The following is a 26,325-nucleotide window of genomic DNA, read 5'->3' on the forward strand; positions in this document are numbered from 1 at the left end:
TGAAGGCGAGCGCGCAAGCCCCGGTAATCCGCGAAGAATCAAAAAAAAGGCCGGAGTCGCGCATCGCTGCGCAACTCCGGCCCTTGAGTGGAAACATCACGTCGTAGGCGGCGTTTCTTTCTGCTCGGCCATGCGCTTTTCCAGATAGTGGATGTTCTGTCCACCCTGCTGGAATCCGACGTCGGCCATGATGCGCTGCTGCAGCGGGATGTTGCACTTCACGCCTTCGATCACCGTCTCGGTCAGCGCCATGCGCATGCGCGCAATGGCAGTGGCGCGGTCGGGACCGTGCACGATGATCTTGCCGATCATCGAGTCGTAGTTCGGCGGAATGCGGTAGCCGTCATACAGGTGGGTGTCGACGCGCACACCCGGGCCACCCGGGGCCTCGAAACGCTTCACCGTGCCAGGGCTCGGCATGAAGGTGTCGGGGTCTTCCGCATTCACGCGACACTCGATCGCGTGGCCGGTGAACACGATGTCTTCCTGGCGAATCGACAGCTTCTCGCCGCCGGCGATGAGCAACTGCTCGCGTACCAGGTCGATGCCGGTTACCAGTTCGGTCACCGGATGCTCCACCTGAATTCGGGTGTTCATCTCGATGAAGTAGAACCGGCCGCCTTCGAACAGGAACTCGAAGGTGCCGGCGCCGCGATAGCCGATACGCAGGCAGGCGTCGACGCAGACCTTACCGATCTCGGCGCGCATTTCCGGCGTGATGCCCGGAGCCGGCGCTTCCTCGACCACCTTCTGGTGACGGCGCTGCATGGAGCAGTCGCGCTCGCCGAGGTGGATGGCGTTGCCCTGGCCATCGGCCAGCACCTGGATCTCCACGTGGCGCGGATTCTCCAGGAACTTCTCCATGTAAACCTGATCGTTGCTGAAAGCTGCCTTGGCTTCCTGCTTGGTCATGACGATCGAGTTGGCGAGGTGGGCCTCGGTGCGCACGACGCGCATGCCGCGACCACCGCCGCCACCGGACGCCTTGATGATGACGGGGTAACCGATCTCGCGGGCGATGCGGATGTTTTCGTCCGTGTCGTCGCCCAGCGGACCGCCCGAGCCGGGCACGCACGGTACGCCGGCAGCCTTCATCGCGCGGATCGCCTCGACCTTGTCACCCATCAGGCGGATCACGTCTGCGGTGGGGCCAATGAAGATGAAGCCCGACTGTTCGACCTGTTCGGCGAAGTTCGCGTTCTCGGACAGGAAACCGTAGCCCGGATGGATCGCCTGGGCGTCGGTGATTTCGGCGGCGGCGATGATGCGCGGGATGTTGAGGTAGCTGTCGGCCGAGGGACCCGGGCCGATGCATACCGATTCGTCGGCCAGGCCGACGTGCTTGAGGTTGCGGTCCACGGTGGAGTGCACCGCGACCGTCTTGATGCCGAGCGCGTGGCACGCGCGCAGCACCCGCAGCGCGATTTCGCCGCGGTTGGCGATGACTACCTTCTCGAGCATGACGTGGGGCCTCAGGCGATGACGAACATGGGTTCGTCGAATTCGACCGGCTGGCCGTTCTCGACCAGGACAGCGACGACGGTACCCGAGACGTCTGCCTCGATCTGGTTGAACATCTTCATTGCTTCGATGATGCCCAGCGTTTCACCGGCCTTGACCTGCTTGCCCACGGTGGCGAATGCCGGCGCGCCCGGGGTGGACGACGCGTAGAAGGTGCCTACCATCGGCGCCTTGGTCACGTGGCCGGCCGGGAGACCGGTCTCGACAGGCGCTGCGGCAGCTGCAACGGGTGCCGCCACGGGAGCGGCGGCGACCGGTGCGGCCTGCATCGGTGCGGCGTACATCTGCGGTGCCGCGGTGCCCTTGGGCACGCGGGACAGGCGTACGACCTCTTCGCCTTCCTTGATTTCCAGCTCGGCGAGGTTGGATTCCTCGAGCAGGTCGATGAGTTTCTTGATCTTGCGCAGGTCCATGGGACAAACCTTCTGGTTGAATTTGTGGGATTAAGCCGCGGGCACCGCAAGGCGGAGCAGGGCGGCTTCGAGCGCCAGGCGATAGCTGTCGCCGCCGAAACCGCAGATCACGCCTACGGCCAGATCGGACATGTACGAGTGATGGCGGAAGGCCTCCCGTGCATGCGGATTGGACAGGTGGATCTCGATGAACGGGATCGACACGCCCGCAAGGGCGTCGCGGATGGCGATGGAGGTATGGGTAAACGCGGCCGGGTTGATCAGGATCCAGGCGACGCCTTCGTCGCGTGCCTGATGGATCCGTGCGATCAGCTCGTGCTCGGCGTTGGACTGGAACCAGCTCAGCTCATGACCCACCGCCTGGGCGCGGGCCTGCAGCGAGACATTGATGTCGGCGAGGGTCTCGTGTCCGTAAACCGAGGGTTCGCGAACGCCGAGTAGATTGAGGTTGGGTCCGTGCAGGACGAGGATCCTGGCCACTGTTCACCTGTGCCTTGGGTCCGGGGTTCCGGAACGCCGCGCAGTGTGCGCCTGTCACCCCGAGTTGTCCAGTTCGATGAAGATCGCCGTAGTTCGCTGGAGATCGTGACTTTCCATGCTCGGGAGTATGGAGCGCCGCTGAAGCGGCTCCCACAACGAGACCGCTGCCACTTGGGGCGGTATCACCCCTCGGGGAACAGCTTCTTCCAGCCCTCGATCCCCAGTTCGTCCAGCGTCGCCATGTTCGCCTCGAAGATTTTCGAGGCGTCCGGGAAGGCCGCCACGGCCTTGTCGATGCTGTCCTCGCGGAGGAGATGCAGGGTCGGGTAGGGCGAGCGGTTCGTGTAATTGGTGATGTCGTCGGCGCCGGTGCCCTCGAACTGGAAGTCGGGGTGGAAACTGGCAACCTGGATCTCGCCTGCAAGACCGAGGTCTTCCACGGCCAGGTCGGCCACTTCGAGGAATTCGTTGAAGTCCTCGAAGTCCTCGAGCACACCCGGGTGGATGAGCAACGTCGTGTCGGTGGTTTCCGCGCTCACGTCACGCAGGTGTTCGAGTTCGCGTTTCAGATCGTCCAGCAGTTCGAGCGGCTGGGTAGCGGCGCTGACGATGTAGCGGATCTGGCCTTTCTTATGAACGGCTTTGGCGAACGGGCACAGGTTGAGGCCAATGACGGCCTTCTCGAGCCAGGCCCGGGTTTTTTCGGTCGCCTCGTCGGAAGTCGGCAGATCGGTCGTGGGGGTGTCGTTCATCGTGCGGGAGCCAGCCATTCGTCGAGTTCGGGCCCGGAGAAGGTGCCCACTTTTTGCCGCAGGATACGCCCGTCTTCGCCGATCAGGACGCTATAGGGCAACACGCGTCGTGTATTGCCGAAGGATAGTGAGCCGCCAGGAGCGTCCGCATCGGCCAGCATGACGGGATAGCTAACCGGCCGTGCGGCAAGGGAGCTCCGAACGCTGGCCGCCGTATCTTCGGCCAGTCCCAGCACCACGACGTTGCGGTCCTGGTACCGTTTGTAGGCAGCATCCAGCAGGGGCATCTCCTTCCTGCACGGCCCGCACCAGCTCGCCCAGAAGTTGATCAGCACGCGTTTGCCGCGCCAGTCGGAAAGCTGGCGTGGCTTGCCGTCGACCGTGACAAAGGTGGCGTTCGCCGGCACCTCGCCGACGTCAGCCACCGTGACGCCTTGCGGCGGAGGTGGGTGCTGACGTCGGTGCTCGAGCCACAGGCCGCCTGTCGCCCCGAGGATCGCCAGGACGACGATCCAGAAGGTGGGGCCGCGCGTCATGGCGCCGTGGCGGCCTCTAGTGCCTGCTGCACGGTGTCATAGGTGAGCACGGTGGACAGCTTGTGGCCTTGACCACCGCCCTTCGGATAGACGACGTAGAGCGGAACGCCCACCGAGTGGTACTGCTCGAGGAAGGCGGCGATGGTTGCGTTCACGTCGGTCCAGTCGCCGCGCATGTACACGGTACCGGTGCGTTTGAGCAGGGCCTTGAAGGCATCGGTGTCGAGCACGGCATGTTCGTTGGCCTTGCAGGTGATGCACCAGTCGGCGGTCATGTCGACCAGCACCGGCGTGCCGGCGGAACGTAGTTCGGCGAGCTTCTCGGGCGAATAAGGCACGATGCCGTCGGTCGCGACGGTGGTCGCCGTCTGCGCGGGCAGGCCGTGTACGGTCCACAGTGCCGCGACGGCGCCGACAGCCAGGACGGCGGTGAAGATCCAGGACAGGCCACCGCTGCGGTTGCGCGTGCGGCCGAACCACCATAGCGCCATGGCGAGCAGCACGCCGCCGGCCAGCACCAGAGCCGTGGCATCCGCACCGCGCTGCTTGGTCAGCACCCACAGCAGCCATACCGCTGTCAGATACATCGGGAAGGCGAGCGCCTGCTTGAGCGTTTCCATCCAGCGACCGGGGCGTGGCAACAGGCGGGCGATCGCCGGAACGAAGCCGATCAGCAGGAAGGGCAGCGCCAGGCCGAGGCCAAGCGCGAGGAAGATCAGGAAGGCAACAGCGACGGGAGCGGCGAAGGCGAAGGCAATCGCCGAGCCCATGAACGGCGCCGTGCACGGGCTGGCCACGACAACGGCCAGCACGCCGGTGAAGAAATCACCCGAGGGGCCGGATCGCGATGCAAGGCCACTGCCGACATTACCTAGTGAGCCACCAATCTCGAACACGCCCGACATGGACAGGCCGACGGCGAGCATCACGTAGACAAGAATGCCGATAGCCAGTGGCTGCTGGAACTGCGCACCCCACTGGATGCCGTGACCGGCGGCGCGGATGCCGACAATGATGACGCCAAGGGCGGCGAAGGCCACCAGCACGCCGGCGGTGTACCAGAGGGCGTGCTTGCGCGCCGCACCCGGGCTCTCACCACTTTCCAGCACGGTGATCGCCTTCAGCGACAACACGGGCAGCACGCAAGGCATCAGGTTCAGCACGAGGCCGCCTAGCAAGGCAAGGCCGATCGCAGCGACGAAGCCGAGTGGCGCTTCGCTCTCCGGTACGAGGCCCGGCGGTGGCGGCGTAGGTGCGACTTCCTTCGCGGCGCTGGCGCTAGCGGCTGCGGGCGCGGTTTCCGCAGGGGCGCCGACCGTAGCCGTGCCCGCACCGAAGTCCACGCTGATATGACGCTTCATCACCGGGTAGCAAATGCCGTTCTCGAGGCAGCCCTGGTAGGCGACGTCGAGCTCGGCGGTCTTCGCGTCGGCCGCGCCCTTGAGCGGGACGGGCAGCTCTACCTGGTCGAAGTAGACGATGGTGTCGCCGAAATGCTCGTCATGGTGCGCGACGCCGCTCGGCCAGTCGGGCTCGCCTGCGGTGACACCGGCGGGCGAGGCCACCGTGATTTCGGTCTTGTCGCGGTAGAGGTAGTAATCCTTCGGCATCGTCCAGCGCAGCAGCAGCGCGTTGCGCGACTTCACCAGGGCTTCGAAGCGGAAGGCCTGTTCGGCCGGCAGGGCGGCGGCTTCCGTGCCGGGCACGGCGGCGGGGGCACCCAGCAGCGACGCGCCGGTGGTGGCGTTGGCGGGGGTGGTCGCGGCTGGAGTGGCAGCCGGTGCCGGTCCCGTCGGAATGGTCGACGCGGCGCCGATGGTGAGCTTCAGGTGCTCGGTATTGGGCGGGTAGCAGATCTTGGGCTCGACTTCGTGGCAGCCCTGGTACTGGACGTCCAGAGCGAGAGTGGTCGTGCCGGCCGCCAGCAGCTTGTACGGCACGCTGGCTTCGATATCGCCGTGGTAGATCTCGACGTCACCGAGATACTCATCATGCTTTTTCAGGCCATCGGGCAGCGTCGGCTCGCCCAGCGACACCGCTGCGGCGTCGGCCGCCTTGATCTTGATCCGGCCACGGTAGAGGTAATAGTCCGGCGCAATGCGCCAGTGCAGCCTGACCATGCCGGGCTGGCTGGGATCCGTGGTGAGGTGGAAGGCCTCGGTCACCGGCAGCAGGTCGTCGTCGCTTTGCGCGAACGCGGGCAGGGCAATGAGCAGCAGGCCGAACGCGGCGAGCAGGTTCCGCGTAAGGCGGCGAAGCGACGACATGGCGATCTCCGTGGAGCGATGCGGCGACGAACCGCGTAAGGCGTCGATCATTATGACCGGGCGAACCCGGGTTAGCTTGCGTCGACACTGGCTTCGAGCCAGGCCAGGTAGGGCGCATGCCCCGCGACCACCGGCAGGGCGATGATTTCCGGCACCTCATAGGCGTGACGTGCCAGGACGAAGTGCTCCAGGGCCGGGAAGGCCTCGCGGGTGGTCTTGGCCACCAGCAGGTCTTCTTCGTCGGTGACCACTTCGCCTTTCCAGCGGTAGGTGGACCGCACGCCGGGCAGTCGGTTCACGCAGGCGGCAAGGCCCGCTTCCACGAGCGCCCGGGCGAGGGAGTCGGCAGGTTCGCCGGTCGGGCAGGCAATAAGTACGGCAATGGGTTCGGACATGCCCCGATTGTGGGCCTTCGTCGCCTTTTTTGAACCCGGGGCCTTGAACGGTTTCGTGGCGCCGCCATCTGTCGACCATCCATAGCTCTTCCGAATCAGGAAAGCTTAGGGCTAAAATTCTGGCACTCACCCTGACCAAGTGCTAACAGGGTGGACCTTTTTCCTTGTCCGTCAAACACATGTTTGGAGAAGTCATGAGCAAGCTGCGCCCGCTGCACGACCGCGTCATCGTCAAGCGTCTTGAAGAAGAGCGCGTTTCCGCCGGTGGCATCGTCATCCCGGATAGCGCCACCGAGAAGCCCACCCGCGGCAAGGTGCTCGCCGCCGGCACCGGCCTCCTCCTGGCCAGTGGCCAGCTCCGCCCGATGGGCGTGAAGGAAGGCGACGTGGTCCTGTTCGGCAAGTATGCCGGCCAGGAAATCAAGGTCGACGGCGAAGATCTGGTCTTCCTGAAGGAAGACGACATCGTGGCGGTCCTGGAAGGCTGAGCTCGCGCTCGCCCCGTCCTGCCCGATCTCACCTACTAACCATTTAAGGATTCAAAGACCATGGCATCTAAAGAAGTCCGCTTCGGCGAAGACGTCCGCGCCCGCATGCTGAAGGGTGTCAACACCCTCGCCAACGCGGTCAAGGTCACCCTGGGCCCGAAGGGCCGCAACGTCGTGATCGAGAAGAGCTTCGGCGTCCCGACCGTCACCAAGGACGGCGTCTCGGTCGCGAAGGAAATCGAACTCGCCGACAAGTACGAGAACATCGGCGCGCAGATCGTCAAGGAAGCCGCTTCGAAGACCTCCGACGTGGCCGGTGACGGCACCACGACCGCGACCGTCCTCGCCCAGGCATTCATCCAGGAAGGCCTCAAGGCTGTTGCCGCCGGCATCAACCCGATGGACCTCAAGCGCGGTATCGACCAGGCTGTCATCGCCGCCGTCGCCGAACTGAAGAAGCTGTCGAACCCGACCGCTGACGACAAGGCGATCGCCCAGGTCGGCACGATCTCGGCCAACTCCGATTCCAACATCGGTGACATCATCGCCACGGCGATGGGCAAGGTCGGCAAGGAAGGCGTGATCACGGTTGAAGAAGGTTCGGGCCTCGAGAACGAGCTCGACGTCGTCGAAGGCATGCAGTTCGACCGCGGCTACCTGTCGCCGTACTTCATCAACAACCAGCAGTCGCAGCAGGTTGAGCTGGACGACCCGTTCATCCTCATCCACGACAAGAAGATCTCGAACGTGCGCGAGCTCCTGCCGGTGCTCGAGGCTGTCGCCAAGGCTGGCAAGCCGCTGCTGATCGTTGCCGAGGAAGTCGAGGGCGAAGCCCTGGCCACCCTCGTCGTCAACACGATCCGTGGCATCGTCAAGGTCGCCGCCGTCAAGGCGCCGGGCTTCGGCGATCGTCGCAAGGCCATCCTGGAAGACATCGCTGTCCTCACCGGCGGCACGGTCATCTCCGAGGAAGTCGGCCTGGCGCTCGACAAGGCCACGATCACCGACCTTGGCCATGCCAAGCGCGTCGTGATCACCAAGGAAAACACCACCATCATCGATGGTGCCGGCGATGCCGAAGGCATCCAGTCGCGCATCAAGCAGATCAAGGCGCAGATCGAAGAGACCTCTTCGGACTACGACCGCGAGAAGCTGCAGGAGCGTGTTGCCAAGCTTGCCGGCGGCGTTGCCGTCATCAAGGTCGGCGCTGCGACCGAAGTCGAGATGAAGGAAAAGAAGGCCCGCGTCGAAGACGCCCTGCACGCTACGCGCGCAGCCGTCGAAGAAGGCGTGGTCCCGGGCGGCGGCGTCGCCCTGATCCGTGCACTGAAGGCGCTCGAAGGCCTGAAGGGCAAGAACACGGACCAGGACCTCGGCATCGCGATCACCCGTCGCACGCTGGAAGCTCCGCTCCGCGCCATCGTCACCAATGCTGGTGAAGAGGCGTCGGTCATCGTCAACCAGGTCAAGGCCGGCGAAGGTAACTACGGTTACAACGCAGCCACGGGCGAGTTCGGCGACATGATCGCCTTCGGCATCCTGGATCCGACCAAGGTCACCCGCTCGGCACTGCAGTTCGCCGCGTCGGTTGCCGGCTCGATCATCACGACCGAAGCGGCCGTGACGGAAGTGCCGAAAAAGGACGACGGCCACGGCCATGGTGGCGGCGGTGGTGGCATGGGCGGCATGGGCGGTATGGACTTCTAAGTCCAGCCCACCGGCTCGCTACACGAAGAACCCCGCGAAAGCGGGGTTTTTTTTGGTTCTTCGCGGAATTCCGGGGACGCTGGATGCGGCGCCTGCGACCAGCTCACGCCACGGCGGGTCCGGAGGTCACGGCGCAGAGCCTTCGCTGCTTGGCCGCGTAAGGCGCAGAGCCTTCGGTGCCCACCCTCGCTGCTCAGACACCCCTTCGCGTTTCGTACCGGAAAGGCCGCTACCGCGGCCCATGTTCTTATTTGGCCTACGGCCGCTCCACTTGTCGGGAACTCGCCTCGAGGGTGGGCACCGAAGACTCTTTCCATTCCCGAGGTTCGTGCGGGTCGAGCCGACGAAGCAAAGCCGAGCCCGCGAGGTCGAAGTCGAGCGAGGTGCAAGGTGTGCGGTGCACAAGAGTGCCCGGCTTGAAGCCGAGCGCCCGGCCCCGGTCATTCGCGACGACCCTTCTTTGAGGCCCGGTTACTGACCGGCGCCGGCCTCAGCCTCGTGCTCTGCTTCGCCTGCCTGGCGCGCCACGTCTATGCCTGCGTCGGGTAACGCGTAGCGTGCGAGCAGTGGATCGAGTTTGTTCTTCAGGCGGAGCGAGGCAATGTTGCCCATGGCCGTGTCGGTCTGCTTCGTGGTTGCGTCTTCCGGTGCCGTGTTGGCGTCCGGCGAGCGAGTGAGCGAAGCAAGCTGCCCACCGAGTACCTGGGTGAGGGCGAAGTAGGCGTCGTCATGAATGCCCGCGCGCTCCAGCACCAGGCCTGGAAGCATCCACGAAGCCATGTCGCCGTGCACCGGCGGCGGGCCATCGTTGTGCGCGTCCACAAGTACCCACGGAACCATCTGCGTGTCGAACGATTGGCCGTCGCGGAAGCCTGCATGATTGTAGGTATTCGTCAGGGCCGGAAGATGGTCACCGTAGAACAGCAGGATGGTGGGGCGTTCCCGCTTTGCCAGAAGGTCGGCAAGGCGGCCGAGTTCCGCGTCCGCGTGATGCATGTGATAGACATAGTTCTGCCATTCGAGCTTGTCCTTGCCCTCAACGCCTGCCGGGACCGGAATGGCATCGCGCTCCGCGACATTCGTGTTGTCGGAGCCTTCGTACGGGCCGTGCGCCTCGATGCTGATCGCGAACACCAGGCGCGACGGACCGGCATCCGGCAGTTGCGCCATGATCTCATCCGTCATGGCGCTGTCGGCCATGTAGGTGCCGTCGTTTTTAGCGTTCGCGGGGAATCCCGCTCGCGAGACGAAGCGATCGAAGCCGATGGCCTGAAATGCCGCGGGCCGATTCCAGAAGTTCGGGTTGTGCCCGTGCAAGGCGACGGTTTCATAGCCATGCGAACGCAGTGCGCGCACCATGCTCGGCACGACCTGGTTGTGCAGGTCCAGGTACGGATAACGCATGTTGCCGAAGTACCGTAGCGAGAGCCCCGTCAGCACTTCGAACTCGGTGCGGATGGTGCCGCCGCCGAAGGTCGGAACATGCAGGCCGCCGCCGCTGCCTTGCTGCGTCAGGCGGTGCAGGTTGGGTGCGAGGTCCTCGTCAAAGCCGTTGACCGAAGAAGGGTCGAAGAACGACTCGCTCTGGATGATGACGATGTCCGGCGGTTGGCGGGAGTGCCGCGCCGCTTGCGCCATATGTTCACGCAGGGCGGTGTCGTTGGCGCCGATAAGTTCAAGCGCCGCCTTCGGATCGTCCTTCGGCTTATTGCGCGAGGCCTGCAGGTGAAACTGCATCAGGTTGGAAACAACGCCGTTATAGCCGGCATTCTCCGACGGCGACCACGGCATCATGCCAAGGCGCTGGCCGGCATAGACTTTCGCCCAGCCGGGCGTGCCGGCGAAGAGCGTCACGAAAAGGGCTCCGAGGGCGAACGTGGCGACGATGCGCCGCCCATACGTACGGCGCGCAAAGATGGGGGGCTCGAAGCGTACAAGCAGCGCCACGACAGTGATCAGGGCAACGATGGCAAGGTAAGGCGCGACCGCGCGGGGAAGATAGCCCGAGAGTAGCGACAGGCCACCATTGCTCAGCTGCCCGACGAGGCCGAAATCAGCCGGCAGCAGTGGCGTGCCGAGGTTCTTCATCTTGATCGCGCTCACCGCGAAGACGACACCCTGGGCGAGGAAAGCGATACCGAATGACAGCCACGTGCGCCGGGTGAGCGTCAGCAGCAGGCTGGCCAGCATCAGGCCAGGCATGGCGTTAGCGATCATGTGTCCCGGACGGGCCAGCCACTGGTCCGTACCCACACCGGGGTTCCCGTCGATGAGTCCCGTGAACAGGACGAACATGACGGCCGTAATGAGCGGGAGCGCGATGTGCCCCGCACGATTACGCCAGGTTTTCGATTCGCTAGCCATAGGTGCCGACTTCCGCGCCAAATCCCGATGGGGTAGGGACTGTAACGGAACGGACATGAATCGGTTGTCAGCGGAAGTGACGGACTTTTCTACGATTCTTCGTAAGTTGGCGCTTCAGGCACAATGGGCCCACATGAACGCCTCCACGCCGGCTCCGCGCGAAAGCCCTGAACTACGCGCACTTATCGACCACCGTTACGCGGACGTGATGGCGGCATGTCGCGCTGCCCGCATTCCCGTTCACGACGATGCGGGTGTGGCCGAACGAATCCGTCGGACGCTGCTCGCATCCGACTTCGCTTTCGACGTCTTCCGGCGCCAGCCGGAATTGCTTGCGCCTGCAGGTCTCGAGCGCCTCCGCGCGACGGCTGACGCGGCGACGCGCGGCGGCATGCTGGACCTGCCTGCCGACGAAGATCGCTGCATGGCCATCCTGCGGAGGTTTCGTCATGCCGAAGCGGTTCGTCTCGTGTTTCGCGACGTGAATGGCCTGGACGATATCGACGAAACACTCGCATCGACGAGTGCGCTGTACGAGACCCTGCTCAGCGCTGCCCTGCGCTGGTCGGAGAACTCCCTCCACGCCCGTTTCGGGCGGCCTCGCGACAGCGTCGGCGTCGAGCAACGCATGGTGGTGGTCGGCTTCGGGAAGCTCGGCGGCAATGAGCTGAATTTCTCGTCGGACATCGACCTCATTCTTGCTTATGCGTCAGCGGGCAATACGGATGGCACCCGCTCGTTGGACAATGGCGAATATTTCATTCGCGAGGCGCGGCAACTGGTGCGACTCCTTGCGGAGCCGACGGTCGACGGTATCTGCGCGCGCGTCGATTTGCGTCTTCGCCCGTTTGGCAATGCGGGTCGCCTCGCGCTACCGTTTGCGGCCATGGAGCAGTACTACCAGCGCGAGGGGCGGGACTGGGAACGCTACGCGTGGATCAAGGCGCGGCCGGTAGCGGGTGATCGCACGGCGGGGCGTGAGTTGCAGGACATGCTGCGTCCCTTCGTTTACCGGCGTTACTTGGACTACACCGCGTTCGCGGGTCTGCGCGAGATGAAGTCGCTTATCGACGCGGAAGTGGCTCGCAAGGACCTTGCTGGAAATCTCAAGCTCGGCCCCGGTGGCATTCGCGAGATCGAATTCGTCGTTCAGCTTACCCAGATGATCCGCGGCGGGCGTGATCCGGCACTGCGTGTGCGTGGGCTCCTGCCAGCGCTGCGTGCATGCGAAGCTCGCGGATACATCCCGACGGCGCGCGCGAAGCTTCTCCGTGCGGCTTACCTGTTCCTGCGTCGCGTGGAAAATCGCGTGCAGATGCTGCGCGACGCGCAGACACACGACATCCCCGATGACGAGCTGTCGCGGGAGAGGCTGGCGCTGGGCCTGGACTATTCCTCATGGGATGCCCTGGCCGTTGAACTGGCAGCGCATCGCGCCGCCGTGTCGGCCGAGTTCGCTGCCGTGCTTGTTCCGGAAGCGGGGCAGACCGCGACGGCACCGGTGGCGGACATCGAATTGTGGAAGGCGGCACGCGATGGGGTCACTCAGCGCGGCGACGCTCGAGGCATCGGGTTTTCCGACAGGCGCCGACGCTGCGGAACAGTTGACGAAACTCCCGGAGGCGGCAGCCGTGCGCTCCATGTCCGCCCGATCCGGCGAGCGCCTGGAGCGACTGATGCCGCAGCTTATCGGTGCCGCGCGCGCCAGTACGTCGCCATCGTCAAGCTTGTTGCGCATGGTGCGCCTCGTGCAGGCGGTGGCGCGACGGTCCTCTTACCTCGCCCTGCTGGACGAGCAGCCGAATGCACGTCGCCGCGTCGCCGGCGTCTTCTCCGATAGCGCGTTTCTTGCCGAGCGCGTCATCGCCCAGCCCCTTTTGCTGGACGACGTACTCGATCCGCGTATCGACCAGCTTCCCTTGAAGCGCGCCGACATATCCGCCGAGATCGCGCGCTCGTTGGGTACGCTCGATGAGCGCGATGCGGAGCGCGAACTGGAGCGTCTCAACGAATTTCGTTCGAGCATCGCCTTCCGTCTTGGCCTCGCCTTCAACGACGGCCGCGCTGACGCACCGGCCACGGCACGACGACTCGCGGGCCTTGCGGAAGCCGTGGTCGCCGCCGTGCTTGCCCTTGCGACGCGCGAACTCGCCGCCCAGCATGGGCGGCTCCCCGGCGATGGCGGCGGCTTTGCAGTACTTGGTTACGGAAGCCTGGGCGGCGAAGAGCTCGGTTTTGCCTCCGACCTCGACCTGGTGTTTGTCTATGACGGCAAACTGGCGAACGCGATGAGTGACGGTGCCCGTCCGGTCGACGGAACGCGGTGGTATCAGCGCCTCGCCCAGCGAGTGATGCACTGGCTGAGCGCGCAGACCCATGCCGGCAAACTGTATGACGTGGATACGCGGTTGCGCCCTGACGGTTCGAAGGGCTTGCTCGTCGCCAGCGCGGACGCCTTCGAGGCTTACCAGCGTGACCGCGCGTGGACCTGGGAGCATCAGGCCCTGTTGCGTGCGCGGCCGGTCGCCGGCGATGTGCGACTGGGGGGCGTGCTCGCCGATATCCGTCGCGAGATTCTCGCCGCGCCACGAGATGCGGCGCGTGTCATCGGCGACGTCAGCGCCATGCGCCGTCGCTGGCGCGCCGAGCGTGATCGCTCGGACGCTGCACGCCTCGATCTCAAGCAAGGCGTGGGCGGACTCATCGACATCGAGTTCGTTCTGCAGGGCATGGTGCTGGCCCACGCGTCGGAATATCCGGCGCTGCTCGACACCACGGCGAGCAGCACCCTGATCGATGCACTGCGTTCGGCAGGCCTGTTCACCCAGCCGCAGGCCGATACCTTGCACGTGGCACACACCGACCTCTTGCAGATGGGTCTGGCCTGCACGCTCGATCTACGGTCGCGGATCGCTCAACGCACGCCGGCGCTGGACGCCGCATGCGCCGGTGTAAGCCAGGTGGCGCGCGAGCTGGGCTTCGCGCTGGAAGGAGCGGACGCCACCTCGCCGCAGGCTGTCTGAAGCGGCCGCACGGCGCTATGCTGTCCGGCCGTTCACGGACCTGACCTGCGATGACCCGACCCTCGTTGTTGATCGACACCGACCCCGGCGTGGACGATGCCCTCGCCATCCTGATGGCGCATGAGCACGCCGATGTCGTTGCACTCACCGTCGCCGCAGGTAATGTCGGGCTGGGTCACACCGTTCGTAACGCACGTACTCTGGTCGAGTTGATCGGTGCGGTGACGCCGGTATTCGGTGGTTGCCCGTCGCCCCTGGTGCGCGCGCCAGATGAAGACGCGGCCTTCGTGCATGGCGCCGATGGCTTCGGTGACGTCGGATTCACGGAGCCGAAGCATCCGGTCGAGGCCGAGCACGCGGCGCTGGCCCTCATCCGGCTGACGCGCGAACGGCCGGGCGAGCTGACGCTGGTCGCGCTCGGCCCCCTGACGAATCTCGCCCTGGCGGTACGACTCGATCCCACGATGCCGCAGCGTGTGAAGCGCCTCGTGGTCATGGGCGGCGCGGTAACCGGGCACGGGAACACCGGCAAGGTCCCCGCCGAGTTCAACATCGGCTTCGATCCGGAGGCCGCGCATGTGGTCTTCGAGGCCTTCGCCATGTTCGATCTGGTCGACTGGGAGGCTACCGTGCGTCATGCCTTTCCGGACCAGGCGTACGAAGCCTGGGTCGCCGGGGGTGATGGCCGGGCGGCGTTCTTTGAGAAGATCTTCGGCACCGCGCGCCGGTTCAATGCCGAGCACGAGCGGACCGGCTTCATCGCTGCCGACGCCCTGGCCATGGCCGTGGCGCTGGATCCGGGCATGGTGACCCGTGCTGAAACCCGGCATGTGGCCGTCGAGCTGGATGGCCGGCTGACCCGCGGGGCCACCGTGGTCGACTGGCACAACCGACTGGGCGGCCGGCCGAACGCGCGCATCGTGCTCGAGGTAAACCAGGCCCGCTTCGGCGACCTGGTCGCCGGCGCACTGGGCGCGGTGTAGCCCCCTGTGGGAGCCGATTCATCGGCGATGGGTGCTAGCGGGAACCTGGCCCCGCTGCCGCGGGATCGCCGATGAATCGGCTCCTGCAAGGGATCGCAGGGGGCCGGACTTGATGTCCCGGACCCCGCTGGTTACAATGCCGCTCTTTTCACCCCGCTAATTCTTAGAGTCACGACCATGAAAGAAAACATCCACCCGAAGTACCAGTCCGTCGTTTTCCAGGACCTGTCGTCCGATTTCGCGTTCCTTACGCGTTCGACGATGTCCAGCAAGGAAACGGTCAAGTGGGAAGACGGTAACGAATACCCGGTGATCAAGCTCGATATCTCGAGCCACTCGCACCCGTTCTACACCGGTAAGCAGAAGACGCTGGACGTCGGCGGTCGCGTCGACAAGTTCCGTCAGCGCTACGGCCAGAAGTAAAAAGCTTCCATCCGCGCGCCGCCTGCGGGGTGGCGTTTCGCGAGGATAGACAGACACGGGGCGAGCCCACGGCTTGCCCCGTGTCTTTTTGCGTGTGCGATTTGCGCGTCGGCCAACGGACGTTTGAATGGTCGCTGTGCGATAATGGGGAACTTCGGCCGCACGCGGCGGCCGGTACGACACCTCTCCCCCGGGGTCGTTTTCCCAACATCGCTACGTTTCGCCACCCCCTGGCGGAGCGGTAACAGAGAGAAAGAGGAGCTCGCCGTGTCCGACGCCAAAACCGTCAAATTGGTCGATGAATCCAACAAGCCCGTGAGCGAACTGCCGGTCATCGGCGGCACGCTCGGCGCCGAGTGCGTCGACATCGGCACGCTGTACAAGGACACCGGTTACTTCACGTACGATCCGGGTTACGGCAGCACTGCCAGCACCAAGAGCGCCATCACCTATATCGACGGTGACAAGGGCGTCCTGCTGTACCGCGGCTACCCGATCGAGCAGCTGGCCGAGAAGTCCACGTTCCTCGAGACCTCGTACCTGCTGCTCAACGGCGAACTGCCGAACAAGACCGAGTTCGCGAAGTTCGAGCACGAGATCACGCATCACTCGATGATGCACGAGAACCTCAAGTTCTTCCTGCGCGGCTTCAATCACGACGCGCACCCGATGGCCATGCTGGCAGGTTCGATCGCCTCGCTGTCGGCGTTCTACCACGACAAGCTCGACGTCGATAATCCGGAAGACCGCAAGCTCGCCGCCATCCGCCTCATCGCGAAGATGCCGACGATCTCCGCCGCCATCTACCGCCACTCGATCGGCTGGCCGACGCGCTATCCGCGCAACAACCTCGAGTACGTCACCCGCTTCCTGCACATGATGTTCGAAGTGCCGAGCGAGCCGCTGGAATTGAACCCGGTGGTCGCCAAGGCGCTCGACCTGCTGTTCATCCTGCACGCCGATCACGAGCAGAACGCGTCCACCTCCACGGTGCGCCTGGTCGGCTCGACCGGTGCAAACCCGTACGCGTCGATCGCCGCAGGCATCACCGCATTGTGGGGTCCGGCCCATGGTGGCGCGAACGAAGCCGTGCTCAAGCAGCTCGGCGAGATCGGTACCGCGGACAAGGTCGAGACCGCCGTCAAGCGTGCGAAGGACAAGAACGACTCCTTCCGCCTGATGGGTTTCGGCCACCGCGTGTACAAGAACTTCGACCCGCGCGCCAAGATCATTCGCGAGATGTGCCACAAGGTTCTCGAGGAGCTCGGTGTCAACGACCCGCTGCTCGACGTCGCCATGAAGCTGGAAGAAGCGGCCCTGAAGGACGACTACTTCGTCGAGCGCAAGCTCTACCCGAACGTCGACTTCTACTCGGGCATCATCTACAAGGCGCTGGGCATTCCGGCCGAGATGTTCACCGTGATGTTCGCCATCGCGCGTACGTCCGGCTGGATCTCCCACTGGATCGAACAGCACGAAACCCCGGGCGCCCGCATCGGTCGTCCCCGCCAGATCTACACCGGCGCCGACGTTCGCGACTACACCCCGAGCGACAAGCGCTAAGAAAGAAACACCCCGCGAAAGCGGGGTTTTTTTTGCTCTTACCGATCGAAGGCCGGAGCCGAGGCGTCGAACGCAGCGATGTCTTCCTCGGCCAGCAACGCCTGCACCATCGACGCGTTAGCCCGTCGCATCGGCCGTTCGTCAACGCGATCGAGCGGTGCCTGGCGTAACGCGTCAAGCGGTAGAACGGTGAGGTCGAACGGGATGCCGTCGGCGCCGAACAGTAGTACCGGGTGCTCGGTCTGCTCGTTGCCCGACCAGCGCAAGCGTCGTGTCTGTGTCTCCAGCGGAATGCCTTGTTCCTGCAGGAACAATACCGGCGCCTCGGGATCGTCACTGAATACATGCAGGCAGACGGCCGAATGCTCGTCGGCGGTGCCTTCGAGAACCGCACCCACCAGTCGTGCATCGAATCCACGAAGGAAGCGGAGCGCCTCGACGGCCGCTTCGCGTCGCGCGCGCAGCGCCTGGGGTTGGGAGTCAGCCTTGAAGATGCGCTGGTGCTCGCGCAACGCGTCCTCGATTTCGTGGTTGCGGGGCAGGGCCTGTGCGTCCGCGATGCCAAGGCGCTCGGCGGCCTTTATTTTCGCGTGATGGAAGTCGCGAATACCGTGCTCACTCATCAGGCGCGCCGCCTCCTGGGCAACAAGGGCGCGGTGACGCTGCGTCCGGTCCTGCGCGTGGATCTTGTGGTGCTCGCCTCGTGCCATGACTCACCCCCGTGTGGTGTGTATGTGTACGTCAGAAGATGTCGTAGGCGTGGTCTTGCTGTTCCTCCTGCTGCTTTTGCGTTGCCTGTTCGCGAAGGCGGTCGACGTCCTCGACCTTCATGATCTCGCTCATGCCGCCCGGCGAGAGCAGGCCCGAGCCCGGATCGATCTGCACGTTGGCGATGCCGGGTGGCATGGCCAGCGTGTGCGATGGCTTGTCCTTGAGGACGGCGCCCATGTAGTCCATCCAGATCGGCAAGGCGGCCTTGGCCCCGAACTCGCCGCGGCCCAACGAACTGAAGTCGTCGAAGCCAACCCATACGGCGGTAGACACATCGCCGTTGAAGCCGACAAACCAGGCATCGCGGTGGTCATTGGTCGAACCCGTCTTGCCGGCCAGATCGTCACGGCCGAGGGCGCGTGCGGCGGAGCCTGTGCCGCGCTTGATCACGTCCTGCATCAGCGACGTGACCAGGTAGTCGTTGCGAACGTCGATGACGTGGGGCGCGAGCTTGGGCACCGTGGCCTGCTCGGCATGGGCATCGGCGGGAAGCACGGCGTCGCCGGTGCCGTTGCCGCCGGTGCTGCTGGCGGCGGCGGGCTTGGCCGGAATGAGGGCGGTGGACGGCTGCGTCGGCGGACCGGCCGGCGTCGGGTTGAGCAGGCGTTCCTGGCAGTCGGCGCAGGCGCGTTCCGGGTTGGCGACATAAACCGGGTGGCCGTCCCGATCATCGATACGGGCGATGAAGTACGGCGTGACCAGATAGCCGCCGTTCGCGAACACGGCATAGCCGCGCGCCATGCCCATGGGTGAGACCGAGGCCGTACCCAGGGCGAGCGAAAGATTCTGCGGTAGCGCGTCCGGCGTAAAGCCGAAGCGTGTGACGTAGTCACGGGCGTAACGCACGCCCATGGCATCGAGCAGGCGCACGGAGACGAGATTCTTCGACTGCACCAGCGCCTCGCGCAGGCGCATCGGCCCCGCGAACTTGTTGTCGTCGTTCGCCGGCGTCCACATGCCGTCCGGACGCGACGGGTCAGGGAAGGCAACCGGAGCGTCGTTGACGATCGATGCCGGCGTGAAGCCTCGCTCGAACGCGGCCGAGTACAGGTACGGCTTGAAGCTCGAGCCCGGCTGCCGTGCGGCCATCACCGCACGGTTGAACTTCGAACGAAGGAAGCTGAAGCCACCCACCAGCGCACGTACGGCACCATCCTCGGGGTCGACTGAGACGAGAGCGGCCTGCACGGCGGGAATCTGGGTCAGGTGCCACGCGCCCTTGCCCGGATCGGGTTTCGCTTCGGTCGTGGCTTTCGCGGTGTCCGATGCCTTCGCGTCTTCGTTGATATCGTCTTTTTCGCTGCGAATAAGGCGGATCACGTCGCCGCGCTTGAGGACGGCGTCGACGCGGGTTGGCGCCGCGCCGGCCCGGCCCTCGTTCACGTAGGGGCGAGCCCAGGCGATCGACTCGAGACTCAAGGTGGCGGTTTCCTTCGCGGACAGGTACACCGTGGCCTCCTTCGCGCCGGTCTCGGTGACGATCGCTGGCATCATGCCTGCCACGCTCGTGTAGCCGGCGAGAACGCGGTCGTAGTCGTCGGGACCGGCCTGGGCAGGAAGTTCCTCATGGCCTTCGGGGCCGCGGTAGCCATGGCGGCGGTCGTAGGCCGACAAGCGCCCGCGAAGCGCGTCGTTGGCGGCTGCCTGGCTGTCGCTTGGCACCGTGGTGTGAACCACGTAGCCCTCCGTGAGGGCGTCGTTGCCGAGCTTCTCCAGCACCTGCTGACGCACCATCTCGGCAAGATAGGGTGCATCCACCTCGATCTGCTGCTCGTGCGGGAAGGCGTCGTTCGGCTCCTTGACCGCCTCGTCGTATTCCGCCTGCGTAATGAAGCGGTTGGAGAGCATCTGGCCGAGCACCCAGTCGCGCCGGGCGATCATCCGCTTCGGGTTGTTCAGCGGATTGACCACGGACGGGAGCTGGAAGGTCGAAGCCAGGGTGGCGCTTTCGGCGACCGTCAGCTGGTCGAGGGTCTTCCCGTAGTAATACGACGCCGCCGCGGCGAGGCCGTAGGAGCGGTGGCCGAGGAACATCTTGTTGATGTAGAGCTCGAGGATCTGGTCCTTGGTGAGCTCGTTCTCCATCCGCAGGGCGATGAATACTTCCGTCAGTTTCCGCGAATAAAGCTTTTCCGGGCTCAGGAAGAAGTTTCGTGCCACCTGCTGGGTGATCGTCGATCCGCCCGGGCCCTTGTCGCCGCCGGAGACGATCACGTGGATACCGGCGCGGGCGATGCCGTGCCAGTCGATGCCCGGATGGCTATAGAAATCGCCATCTTCGGCCGATAAGACAGCATTCTTGAGGCGTGCCGGTACGTCGGCGATGTGCACGGGAATGCGTCGGGTCTCACCGAAGGAGGCGATCAGCCTTCCGTCCGAGCTGAGTACCCGGAGCGGAACTTGCATGTGATAGTCGCGCAGGACCGCGACCGAGGGCAGTCGCGGTGCCAGCAGCCAGTAGGCGACGCCGATGGCGCCAGCGACGAAAAGGATGCCGGCCAGGGCGAGGTACAGCGCAATGCGCAGCAGACGCTTGAAGATTCGCATGGAGGGGAAGGGGTCGCCGCCTTGTGGGTCGTGGCGGAGTATAGAGCTAAGGCGGGGAGGCGAAGGGCTGGGGGACGCTCGACCAGTCCTGAAGGGTTTTCGCTAACCCAGTGACAGGATTTGTGAATTAGTGCCGGTAAGGGCCCAAATCGCCCGTTGCCAATCTGTTAAGTTTTAGATCTAATGCCTTCGCGCCGAAGACCAATTCCGACAAAGGCGCGGGGAAGGGGGACAACGTGGGGCTCTTTACACCCAAGGCGGCGCCTTTGATAGGCGTCGACATCAGTTCGACCGCAGTAAAGCTGCTGCAGCTCAGTCAGGCCGGTGGGCGCTATCGCGTCGAACACTATGCCGTCGAGCCGCTGCCGCCGAATGCCGTCGTCGAAAAGAACATCGTTGAGGTCGAAGCGGTGGGTGAGGCTATTCGGCGGGCACTGGCCCGATCCGGATCCAAGCTCAAACACGGCGCTGCTGCCGTGGCCGGCTCCGCCGTGATCACCCGCATCATTCCCATGTCGGCCGATCTTTCCGAGGATGACCTCGAAGGTCAGATCCAGGTCGAAGCGAATCAGTACATTCCCTACCCGATCGAGGAAGTTAGCCTCGATTTCGAGATCGTGGGGCCGGTTCGCGACAACCCCGAGATGAATAACATCCTTCTCGCCGCCTCGCGGACCGAGAACGTGGACATGCGCATTGCCGCCCTCGACCTGGGCGGCTTGACCGCCCGCGTCGTCGACGTCGAGGCGTTCGCCATGGAGAACGCCTTCGCCATGGTGGCCGACCAGCTGGCGGTCTCCCGGGATGCCCTGGTGGCCGTCGTCGATATCGGCGCCACCATGACTACCCTGGCGGTACTGAAGAACCAGCGGACGATCTACTCCCGCGAGCAGGTCTTCGGTGGCAAGCAGCTTACCGACGAGATCATGCGCCGCTACGGCCTTTCCTATGAGGAAGCCGGCCGGGCCAAGCGCAAGGGCGGCCTGCCCGAGTCCTATGAAATGGAGGCACTGGAGCCGTTCAAGGAGTCGCTGGTCCAGCAGGTGAGCCGCCTGCTCCAGTTCTTCTTCGCCGGTAGCGAGTACAGCCGCGTCGACCAGGTCGTCCTGGCCGGCGGGTGTGCATCCATCGAAGGCATCACCGAACTGCTGGAACAGCAGCTGAGCGTGCCCTGCATCGTCGCCAATCCGCTGGCCCGCATGGCACTTTCGAGCCGTGTTCAGGCCCAGACCCTGGCCCAGGACGCGCCCGCGCTGATGATTGCCGTCGGCCTCGCCATGAGGAGCTTCGACTGATGGCACATATCAACCTGCTTCCCTGGCGCGCCGAGCGGCGCAAGCTGCGCGAACGTGAGTTCTACATCCAGCTCGGCATGGCTTTCGGCGCCGCACTGGTGGTGCTCATTGCCTGGTCGTTCTGGATGGACGCGCGTATCGACAACCAGACGGAACGCAACACTTACCTGCAGGGCGAGATCAAGCAGCTCGACGATCGCATCGCAAAGATCAAGGACCTGGAAAAGGTCCGTGCGGGCTTGCTCCAGCGCAAGCAGATCATTGAGCAGCTCCAGGCAAACCGTTCGCAGATGGTCCACCTGTTCGACGAACTGGTGAAGACCATTCCGTCGAGCGCACGCCTGGCGGGCATGAAGCAGTCGGGTGACTCCATGTCACTTGACGGCGTCTCGCAGTCCAACTCCAGCGTGGCCGAGTACATGCGCAACATCGAAGCCTCGCCCTGGATGGGTCATGCCGACCTGCGCAAGACCGAAAATACGCATGACGCATCGCGTATGCCCTACGTGTTCGGCCTCGACGTCCGCCTGAATCATCCGGGCGATACGCCGGACGGTGCCCCGGCAGGCTCGTCCAGCACCGCAGCCCCGGCAACGGCTTCCGCCGGTGCGACGGTTCCGGCACCGCTGGCTGCCGCCGCGAACGCCGCGACCGGTAAGCCCGCCGCTTCGACGACCGCCGCCACGGCTCCGGCTACCGTTCCTGCCGCAGCGCCGCGTCCGGCTTCCGCCACCACGGCAGGAGCCAAGCCATGAAGTTCTTTGACGATCTGCGCAACCTCGATCGCCATAACGTCGGCGGCTGGCCGAAGGCGATCAAGCTGTTCTTCACGGGTCTGCTGTTCGTCATAGTCGTGGCGATCGGCTGGTACGCCGAGATCAGCGGCCAGCAGGACGACCTTGCTTCGGCGGAAACCAAGGAAGTCTCCCTAAAGACGGAGTTCTCGCAAAAGCAGGCCAAGTCCGCCAACCTTGAGGCGCTCGAGCAACAGCTGACCGACATGCAGGACATGCTGCGCACCTTGCTGCGCCAGCTGCCCAGCCGCACTGAAATGCCCGAACTGCTCATCGATATCTCGCAGACTGCATTGGCGGCAGGTATCGAGACCGAACTGTTCCAGCCTGGTCCGGAAACGCCGAAGGATTTCTACGCGGAGAAGCCGATCACGCTGCGCATGGTCGGTACTTACCATCAGTTCGGTACCTTCATCAGCGGCGTTGCGTCCCTGCCTCGCGTCGTGATTCTGACGCTGCATGACGTTTCGCTGTCGCCCAAGGCCGCGGACAAGAACGGCACCAGTTCCGGTCAGCTCGTTCTCCAGGGTACGGTCAAGACCTACCGCTACCTCGAAGACGACGAAGCCGCCGCCCAGGCGACGCCGGCACAGGGGGCCAAGTGATGAACACGACGTACATCAAGTTCAGGCCCGCCGCTTCCATGCTGTTCGCCGCTCTGGCACTAGCTGGCTGCACGAAGGGGACGTCCGACCTGCGCGAGTGGGTCGACGCCGAAAAGCACAAGAAGGGTGAGCCGATTCCGGTTCTTCCGGTCATTCGCACGTTTGAGACGTTCGCTTACCAGGACCAGGGTGCTCGCGACCCATTCAGCCCCAGCACGGCTGAAATGGACACGACCTCGACGTCGGGCCCGCGACCGGATGAAAACCGTCCCAAGGAGCCGCTCGAGATGTTCTCGCTCGACACCCTGAAGATGGTTGGCACGGTCGGTGCTGGTGCCAGTCTCGAAGCGCTTGTCAAAGATCCGGGTGGGGTGATCCATCGCATCCACCGCAATGAATACATGGGGCAGGCCTACGGTCGTGTTACGACCGTCGGGGAGGATCGGATCGATCTGGTCGAACTGGTGCCAAACGGCCAGGGCGGGTGGATGGAGCGTCCGGCAAGCATCGCGGTCGGCGAAAAATAAGAACTCGGGGATGACGCACATGACGACCAACTTCCATCATCTGCCGGGTAGCGCGCGCCATCGCGCGCGCCGCTGGGTGCTCGGCGCCACGCTCGCTTTTTCAGGCGTGTTCGCAGGCAGCGCATCGGCGGCAAACGCCCTGCAGAATGTCAGCTACGACGCACAGCCCGGGGGCCGCATCGAACTGACCCTCGCGTTCTCCGGCGCCGCACCGGATCCGAAGGTCTTCACGACCAACAATCCGCCACGCATCGCCATCGACCTGCCTGACACGACCAACGCGTTTGCCAGCCGCCACATCGACATCGGCAAGGGCTCCACCGCCGGCGTGTCCGTGGTTGCCGCGGGAGGGCGCACTCGCGTCACCGTCGAGTTGTTCCGTGAATCGGCCTACCGCACGCGTGCCGAGGGCAAGAACCTCATCGTCACCGTGAACAACGGCCCGACCGGTGCGACCACGACCACGGCCATCGTCTCCGACCCGACCAAGGCACTGCCTTCGAGCGCCGGAACGCCGGTCTCGAACATCGACTTCCGTCGGGGTCCGAATGGTGAGGGTCGCGTACTGGTAACGCTCGGCAGCTCGGCTTCGACGCCGGAAATGCATCGGGAAGGCGATCACGTGATCGTCAGCTTGGCCGGCTCCAGCCTGCCTGCCAAGCTGGCCCAGCGCCTGGACGTGCTCGACTTCGCCACGCCGGTCCAGTCGATCGACTCGAAGGCCTCCCCGGGAGGCGCACGCCTCGACATCCGTACCAAGGGTGAAATCGAGACGTCGGCCTACCAGAGCGGCAGCGAATATGTGATCGAAGTGGCGGCCAAGAAGGTCACTGTCCCGACCGGCAAGGCCGCGAAGGGTCAGGAACCGACGTATTCGGGTTCGCGACTGACCTTCAACTTCCAGGACATCCCGGTGCGTTCGGCGCTCCAGCTGATCGCCGACGAAGCCAAGCTGAACCTGGTCGCCTCCGACAGCGTGGGCGGCAGCGTCACCCTGCGCCTGGTCAATACGCCGTGGGATCAGGCACTGGACGTGATCCTGCGTGCCAAGGGCCTGGACAAGCGTCGTAGCGGCAACGTCATCTGGATCGCACCGCAGGCTGAACTTGCGAACTACGAGCAGAGCCTCGCCGATGCCCGCCAGAAGGCCGAAGACTCGGCTGAGCTGATCTCCGACTACGTCCCGATCAGCTACGGCAAGGCGGAAGACATCGCCAAGCTGCTGACCCAGGGCGCCATGCAGAGCTCGGGCGGTGGCGGCGGTGGTGCCTCCGGCGGCTCGCGCGGCTTCCTCTCGGCTCGTGGCAGCGTCTCGTTCGACGACCGAACCAACACGCTTCTGATCAACGACACGCCCGACAAGATCCGTGACCTGCGTGAGCTGATCGGTACGCTCGACCGTCCGGTGCAGCAGGTGTTGATCGAGTCGCGCATCGTCGTCGCTACGGACCAGTTCACCCGCCAGCTCGGTGTTCGCTGGGGTGCCCAAGCGTTCAACACGAACCCGAGTGGGCAGGTCCTTGGTACCACGCCGGATCTCTCCAGCGGTACGGGTACCCAGCTCGGTACGTCGGGTCTGGTGACCAACGTAGCCAACCTCAACAATGGTACGCAGGCTGACAAGACGCTCACCTATCCGGGCGGCTACAACGTCAACCTGCCAGTGTCGAACCCGGCAGGCAGCATCGGTCTGGCCATTCTCGGCGCCAACTACATGGTTGACCTCGAGCTCTCGGCCGCGCAGACCGAAGGTCGCAGCGAAGTGATCTCCAGCCCCCGCGTCATCACGGCCAACCAGCAGGAAGCCGTGATCAAGCAGGGTACCCAGATCGGCTACGTGACCTATCAGGCCTCGAGTTCGGGTGGTGGTGCGCAGAACGCCACGGTCCAGTTCAAGGACGCCGTGCTCGAACTCCGCGTGACCCCGACGATCACGGCCGACAGCCGCGTGTACCTGAAGATCAACGTCAAGAAGGACGCACTGGCCAGCCAGACCCCGTCCCCGGGCGGCGGTTTCGTGCCCTCGATCGACACCCGGGAGATCAACACCTCGGTGCTGGTCGACAACGGTCAGACGGTGGTGCTGGGCGGTATCTACGAGATCACCAAGTCCAATACGACGGACAAGGTGCCTGGTCTGGGTGACATCCCGGGTCTGGGCGTGCTCTTCCGCCGCACGAACCGCTCGAACAACAAGGCCGAGCTGCTGATCTTCGTGACCCCGCGAATCCTGTCCGATTCCTTGCGTTAAGCGCCACTTTAGTGAATAGAAAGGGCGGCCTTCGGGCCGCTTTTTTTTGGTTCTTCGCGGATTACCGGGGCTCGGGCGCTCGCCATCGGCCATGTGGGAGCCGCTTCAGCGGCGATGACCCGTTGGCCGCACACTTGGGCGTCTCGCGAGGAGACCTTGGCGCCCACCCTCGCTGCTCAGACAGTCCTCCGCGTTTCGTACCGGAAGGCCGCTACCGCGGCTGATGTACTTATTTGGCCTACGGCCGCTCCACTTGTCCGGAACTCGCCTCGAGGGTGGACACCAAGGTCTCTCACGACGATACGGTCAGCTGGAAGGAAGAGCCAACAGCCGAAGCCGCGTTGCTTCGCCGGCTCGACCCGCATGAACCTCAGGGATAGGAAGAGTCTTCGGTGCCCACCCTCGAGGCGAGTTCCCGCCAAGTGGAGCGGCCGTAGGCCAGATGGATACATGGGCCGCGCAGCGGCCTTTCCGGTACGAAACGCGAAGGGGTGTCTGAGCAGCGAGGGTGGGCACCGAAGGCTCTGCGCCCCGCCCTCGATGCACCGAAGGCTCTGCGCCGCCCGTCCCCAGCGTCCCCGGAATTCCGCGAAGAACCTTTTTTTTGACATCCCGGCACA

20 protein-coding genes and 1 pseudogene are annotated in these 26,325 nt (G+C 64.5%); 11 read left to right on the forward strand and 10 right to left on the reverse strand.

Annotated features, from left to right (window positions below; all coding sequences use genetic code 11):
- Window positions 1-96: 96 nt before the first annotated feature.
- From accC to cutA, 7 genes are all read right to left on the reverse strand, one after another.
- Complete coding sequence (gene accC, locus ACVWWJ_RS03335) at window positions 97-1,461, reverse strand: acetyl-CoA carboxylase biotin carboxylase subunit (protein WP_159892492.1); 1,365 nt, start codon at window positions 1,459-1,461, stop codon at window positions 97-99.
- An 11-nt stretch (window positions 1,462-1,472) separates the two neighbouring features.
- Entirely contained in the window at window positions 1,473-1,934 is a 462-nt protein-coding gene (gene accB, locus ACVWWJ_RS03340; protein ID WP_159892494.1) for an acetyl-CoA carboxylase biotin carboxyl carrier protein, read from the reverse strand.
- A 30-nt stretch (window positions 1,935-1,964) separates the two neighbouring features.
- Window positions 1,965-2,414 (reverse strand): type II 3-dehydroquinate dehydratase, encoded by a 450-nt coding sequence (gene aroQ / locus ACVWWJ_RS03345; RefSeq protein ID WP_456966766.1) that lies wholly within the window; start codon window positions 2,412-2,414, stop codon window positions 1,965-1,967.
- 182 nt (window positions 2,415-2,596) lie between these two features.
- A complete protein-coding gene (locus ACVWWJ_RS03350; protein ID WP_456966767.1) occupies window positions 2,597-3,166 on the reverse strand; it encodes a DUF1415 domain-containing protein in 570 nt (189 codons plus the stop codon).
- A complete protein-coding gene (locus ACVWWJ_RS03355) occupies window positions 3,163-3,702 on the reverse strand; it encodes a TlpA family protein disulfide reductase (RefSeq protein WP_456966768.1) in 540 nt (179 codons plus the stop codon). Before ACVWWJ_RS03355 ends, ACVWWJ_RS03350 begins: the two co-directional genes overlap by 4 nt.
- Window positions 3,699-5,969, reverse strand: coding sequence for a protein-disulfide reductase DsbD family protein (locus ACVWWJ_RS03360; protein ID WP_456966769.1), 2,271 nt, complete (start codon window positions 5,967-5,969; stop codon window positions 3,699-3,701). Before ACVWWJ_RS03360 ends, ACVWWJ_RS03355 begins: the two co-directional genes overlap by 4 nt.
- A gap of 71 nt (window positions 5,970-6,040) precedes the next feature.
- Window positions 6,041-6,364, reverse strand: a complete 324-nt coding sequence (gene cutA / locus ACVWWJ_RS03365; RefSeq protein ID WP_456966770.1) for a divalent-cation tolerance protein CutA — start codon at window positions 6,362-6,364, stop codon at window positions 6,041-6,043.
- Between the two features lie 194 nt (window positions 6,365-6,558).
- On the opposite strand from cutA, the gene ACVWWJ_RS03370 reads away from it, so the two are divergent.
- Window positions 6,559-6,852, forward strand: coding sequence for a co-chaperone GroES (locus ACVWWJ_RS03370; protein ID WP_046968171.1), 294 nt, complete (start codon window positions 6,559-6,561; stop codon window positions 6,850-6,852).
- Window positions 6,853-6,912: 60 nt separating this feature from the next.
- A complete protein-coding gene (groL, locus tag ACVWWJ_RS03375; RefSeq protein WP_159892504.1) occupies window positions 6,913-8,559 on the forward strand; it encodes a chaperonin GroEL in 1,647 nt (548 codons plus the stop codon).
- Window positions 8,560-9,030: 471 nt separating this feature from the next.
- Here the strand turns inward: groL and ACVWWJ_RS03380 are convergent, their stop codons facing one another.
- Window positions 9,031-10,923, reverse strand: coding sequence for an LTA synthase family protein (locus tag ACVWWJ_RS03380; protein WP_456966771.1), 1,893 nt, complete (start codon window positions 10,921-10,923; stop codon window positions 9,031-9,033).
- Between the two features lie 133 nt (window positions 10,924-11,056).
- On the opposite strand from ACVWWJ_RS03380, the pseudogene glnE reads away from it, so the two are divergent.
- The 4 genes and pseudogenes from glnE (at window position 11,057) to ACVWWJ_RS03400 (ending at window position 16,915) form a co-directional block, all read left to right on the forward strand.
- Window positions 11,057-13,946 (forward strand): annotated as a pseudogene (gene glnE / locus ACVWWJ_RS03385) (bifunctional [glutamate--ammonia ligase]-adenylyl-L-tyrosine phosphorylase/[glutamate--ammonia-ligase] adenylyltransferase).
- Between the two features lie 50 nt (window positions 13,947-13,996).
- Window positions 13,997-14,929 carry a nucleoside hydrolase gene (locus tag ACVWWJ_RS03390; RefSeq protein ID WP_456966772.1) on the forward strand — a complete coding sequence of 311 codons (933 nt, stop codon included), beginning with the start codon at window positions 13,997-13,999 and terminating at the stop codon, window positions 14,927-14,929.
- Window positions 14,930-15,106: 177 nt separating this feature from the next.
- Window positions 15,107-15,352 (forward strand): type B 50S ribosomal protein L31, encoded by a 246-nt coding sequence (locus tag ACVWWJ_RS03395; protein ID WP_046966218.1) that lies wholly within the window; start codon window positions 15,107-15,109, stop codon window positions 15,350-15,352.
- Window positions 15,353-15,619: 267 nt separating this feature from the next.
- A complete protein-coding gene (locus ACVWWJ_RS03400; RefSeq protein ID WP_159896198.1) occupies window positions 15,620-16,915 on the forward strand; it encodes a citrate synthase in 1,296 nt (431 codons plus the stop codon).
- 38 nt (window positions 16,916-16,953) lie between these two features.
- On the opposite strand, the gene ACVWWJ_RS03405 is transcribed toward ACVWWJ_RS03400, so the two are convergent.
- Window positions 16,954-17,625 (reverse strand): hypothetical protein, encoded by a 672-nt coding sequence (locus tag ACVWWJ_RS03405; protein ID WP_456966773.1) that lies wholly within the window; start codon window positions 17,623-17,625, stop codon window positions 16,954-16,956.
- Window positions 17,626-17,656: 31 nt separating this feature from the next.
- On the reverse strand, window positions 17,657-20,233 hold the full coding sequence (locus tag ACVWWJ_RS03410) for a penicillin-binding protein 1A (protein ID WP_456966774.1): 2,577 nt from the start codon (window positions 20,231-20,233) through the stop codon (window positions 17,657-17,659).
- Between the two features lie 236 nt (window positions 20,234-20,469).
- On the opposite strand from ACVWWJ_RS03410, the gene ACVWWJ_RS03415 reads away from it, so the two are divergent.
- The 5 genes from ACVWWJ_RS03415 to pilQ are packed head-to-tail and all read left to right on the forward strand — an operon-like array spanning window position 20,470 to window position 25,705.
- Window positions 20,470-21,528, forward strand: coding sequence for a pilus assembly protein PilM (locus tag ACVWWJ_RS03415; protein ID WP_159889803.1), 1,059 nt, complete (start codon window positions 20,470-20,472; stop codon window positions 21,526-21,528).
- Window positions 21,528-22,283, forward strand: a complete 756-nt coding sequence (locus tag ACVWWJ_RS03420) for a PilN domain-containing protein (RefSeq protein ID WP_456966775.1) — start codon at window positions 21,528-21,530, stop codon at window positions 22,281-22,283. Before ACVWWJ_RS03415 ends, ACVWWJ_RS03420 begins: the two co-directional genes overlap by 1 nt.
- Window positions 22,280-22,927 (forward strand): type 4a pilus biogenesis protein PilO, encoded by a 648-nt coding sequence (locus ACVWWJ_RS03425; protein WP_159889807.1) that lies wholly within the window; start codon window positions 22,280-22,282, stop codon window positions 22,925-22,927. The genes ACVWWJ_RS03420 and ACVWWJ_RS03425 overlap by 4 nt, the downstream gene beginning before the upstream one ends.
- On the forward strand, window positions 22,927-23,454 hold the full coding sequence (locus ACVWWJ_RS03430) for a pilus assembly protein PilP (RefSeq protein ID WP_456966776.1): 528 nt from the start codon (window positions 22,927-22,929) through the stop codon (window positions 23,452-23,454). The genes ACVWWJ_RS03425 and ACVWWJ_RS03430 overlap by 1 nt, the downstream gene beginning before the upstream one ends.
- 19 nt (window positions 23,455-23,473) lie before the next feature.
- Window positions 23,474-25,705, forward strand: a complete 2,232-nt coding sequence (gene pilQ / locus ACVWWJ_RS03435) for a type IV pilus secretin PilQ (RefSeq protein WP_456966777.1) — start codon at window positions 23,474-23,476, stop codon at window positions 25,703-25,705.
- Window positions 25,706-26,325 lie beyond the last annotated feature (620 nt).

It is taken from the genome of Luteibacter sp. HA06 (genome assembly GCF_054061215.1).

Bases quoted from the DNA above. Each gene is read 5' to 3' on its own strand.
- cutA (WP_456966770.1), bottom strand. From the start codon at position 6,364: ATGTCCGAACCCATTGCCGTACTTATTGCCTGCCCGACCGGCGAACCT.
- ACVWWJ_RS03370 (WP_046968171.1), top strand. From the start codon at position 6,559: ATGAGCAAGCTGCGCCCGCTGCACGACCGCGTCATCGTCAAGCGTCTT.
- groL (WP_159892504.1), top strand. From the start codon at position 6,913: ATGGCATCTAAAGAAGTCCGCTTCGGCGAAGACGTCCGCGCCCGCATG.
- accC (WP_159892492.1), bottom strand. From the start codon at position 1,461: ATGCTCGAGAAGGTAGTCATCGCCAACCGCGGCGAAATCGCGCTGCGG.
- ACVWWJ_RS03430 (WP_456966776.1), top strand. From the start codon at position 22,927: ATGAACACGACGTACATCAAGTTCAGGCCCGCCGCTTCCATGCTGTTC.
- pilQ (WP_456966777.1), top strand. From the start codon at position 23,474: ATGACGACCAACTTCCATCATCTGCCGGGTAGCGCGCGCCATCGCGCG.
- ACVWWJ_RS03350 (WP_456966767.1), bottom strand. From the start codon at position 3,166: ATGAACGACACCCCCACGACCGATCTGCCGACTTCCGACGAGGCGACC.
- ACVWWJ_RS03380 (WP_456966771.1), bottom strand. From the start codon at position 10,923: ATGGCTAGCGAATCGAAAACCTGGCGTAATCGTGCGGGGCACATCGCG.
- ACVWWJ_RS03410 (WP_456966774.1), bottom strand. From the start codon at position 20,233: ATGCGAATCTTCAAGCGTCTGCTGCGCATTGCGCTGTACCTCGCCCTG.
- ACVWWJ_RS03360 (WP_456966769.1), bottom strand. From the start codon at position 5,969: ATGTCGTCGCTTCGCCGCCTTACGCGGAACCTGCTCGCCGCGTTCGGC.
- ACVWWJ_RS03420 (WP_456966775.1), top strand. From the start codon at position 21,528: ATGGCACATATCAACCTGCTTCCCTGGCGCGCCGAGCGGCGCAAGCTG.
- ACVWWJ_RS03425 (WP_159889807.1), top strand. From the start codon at position 22,280: ATGAAGTTCTTTGACGATCTGCGCAACCTCGATCGCCATAACGTCGGC.
- ACVWWJ_RS03355 (WP_456966768.1), bottom strand. From the start codon at position 3,702: ATGACGCGCGGCCCCACCTTCTGGATCGTCGTCCTGGCGATCCTCGGG.
- accB (WP_159892494.1), bottom strand. From the start codon at position 1,934: ATGGACCTGCGCAAGATCAAGAAACTCATCGACCTGCTCGAGGAATCC.
- ACVWWJ_RS03395 (WP_046966218.1), top strand. From the start codon at position 15,107: ATGAAAGAAAACATCCACCCGAAGTACCAGTCCGTCGTTTTCCAGGAC.
- ACVWWJ_RS03390 (WP_456966772.1), top strand. From the start codon at position 13,997: ATGACCCGACCCTCGTTGTTGATCGACACCGACCCCGGCGTGGACGAT.
- ACVWWJ_RS03405 (WP_456966773.1), bottom strand. From the start codon at position 17,625: ATGGCACGAGGCGAGCACCACAAGATCCACGCGCAGGACCGGACGCAG.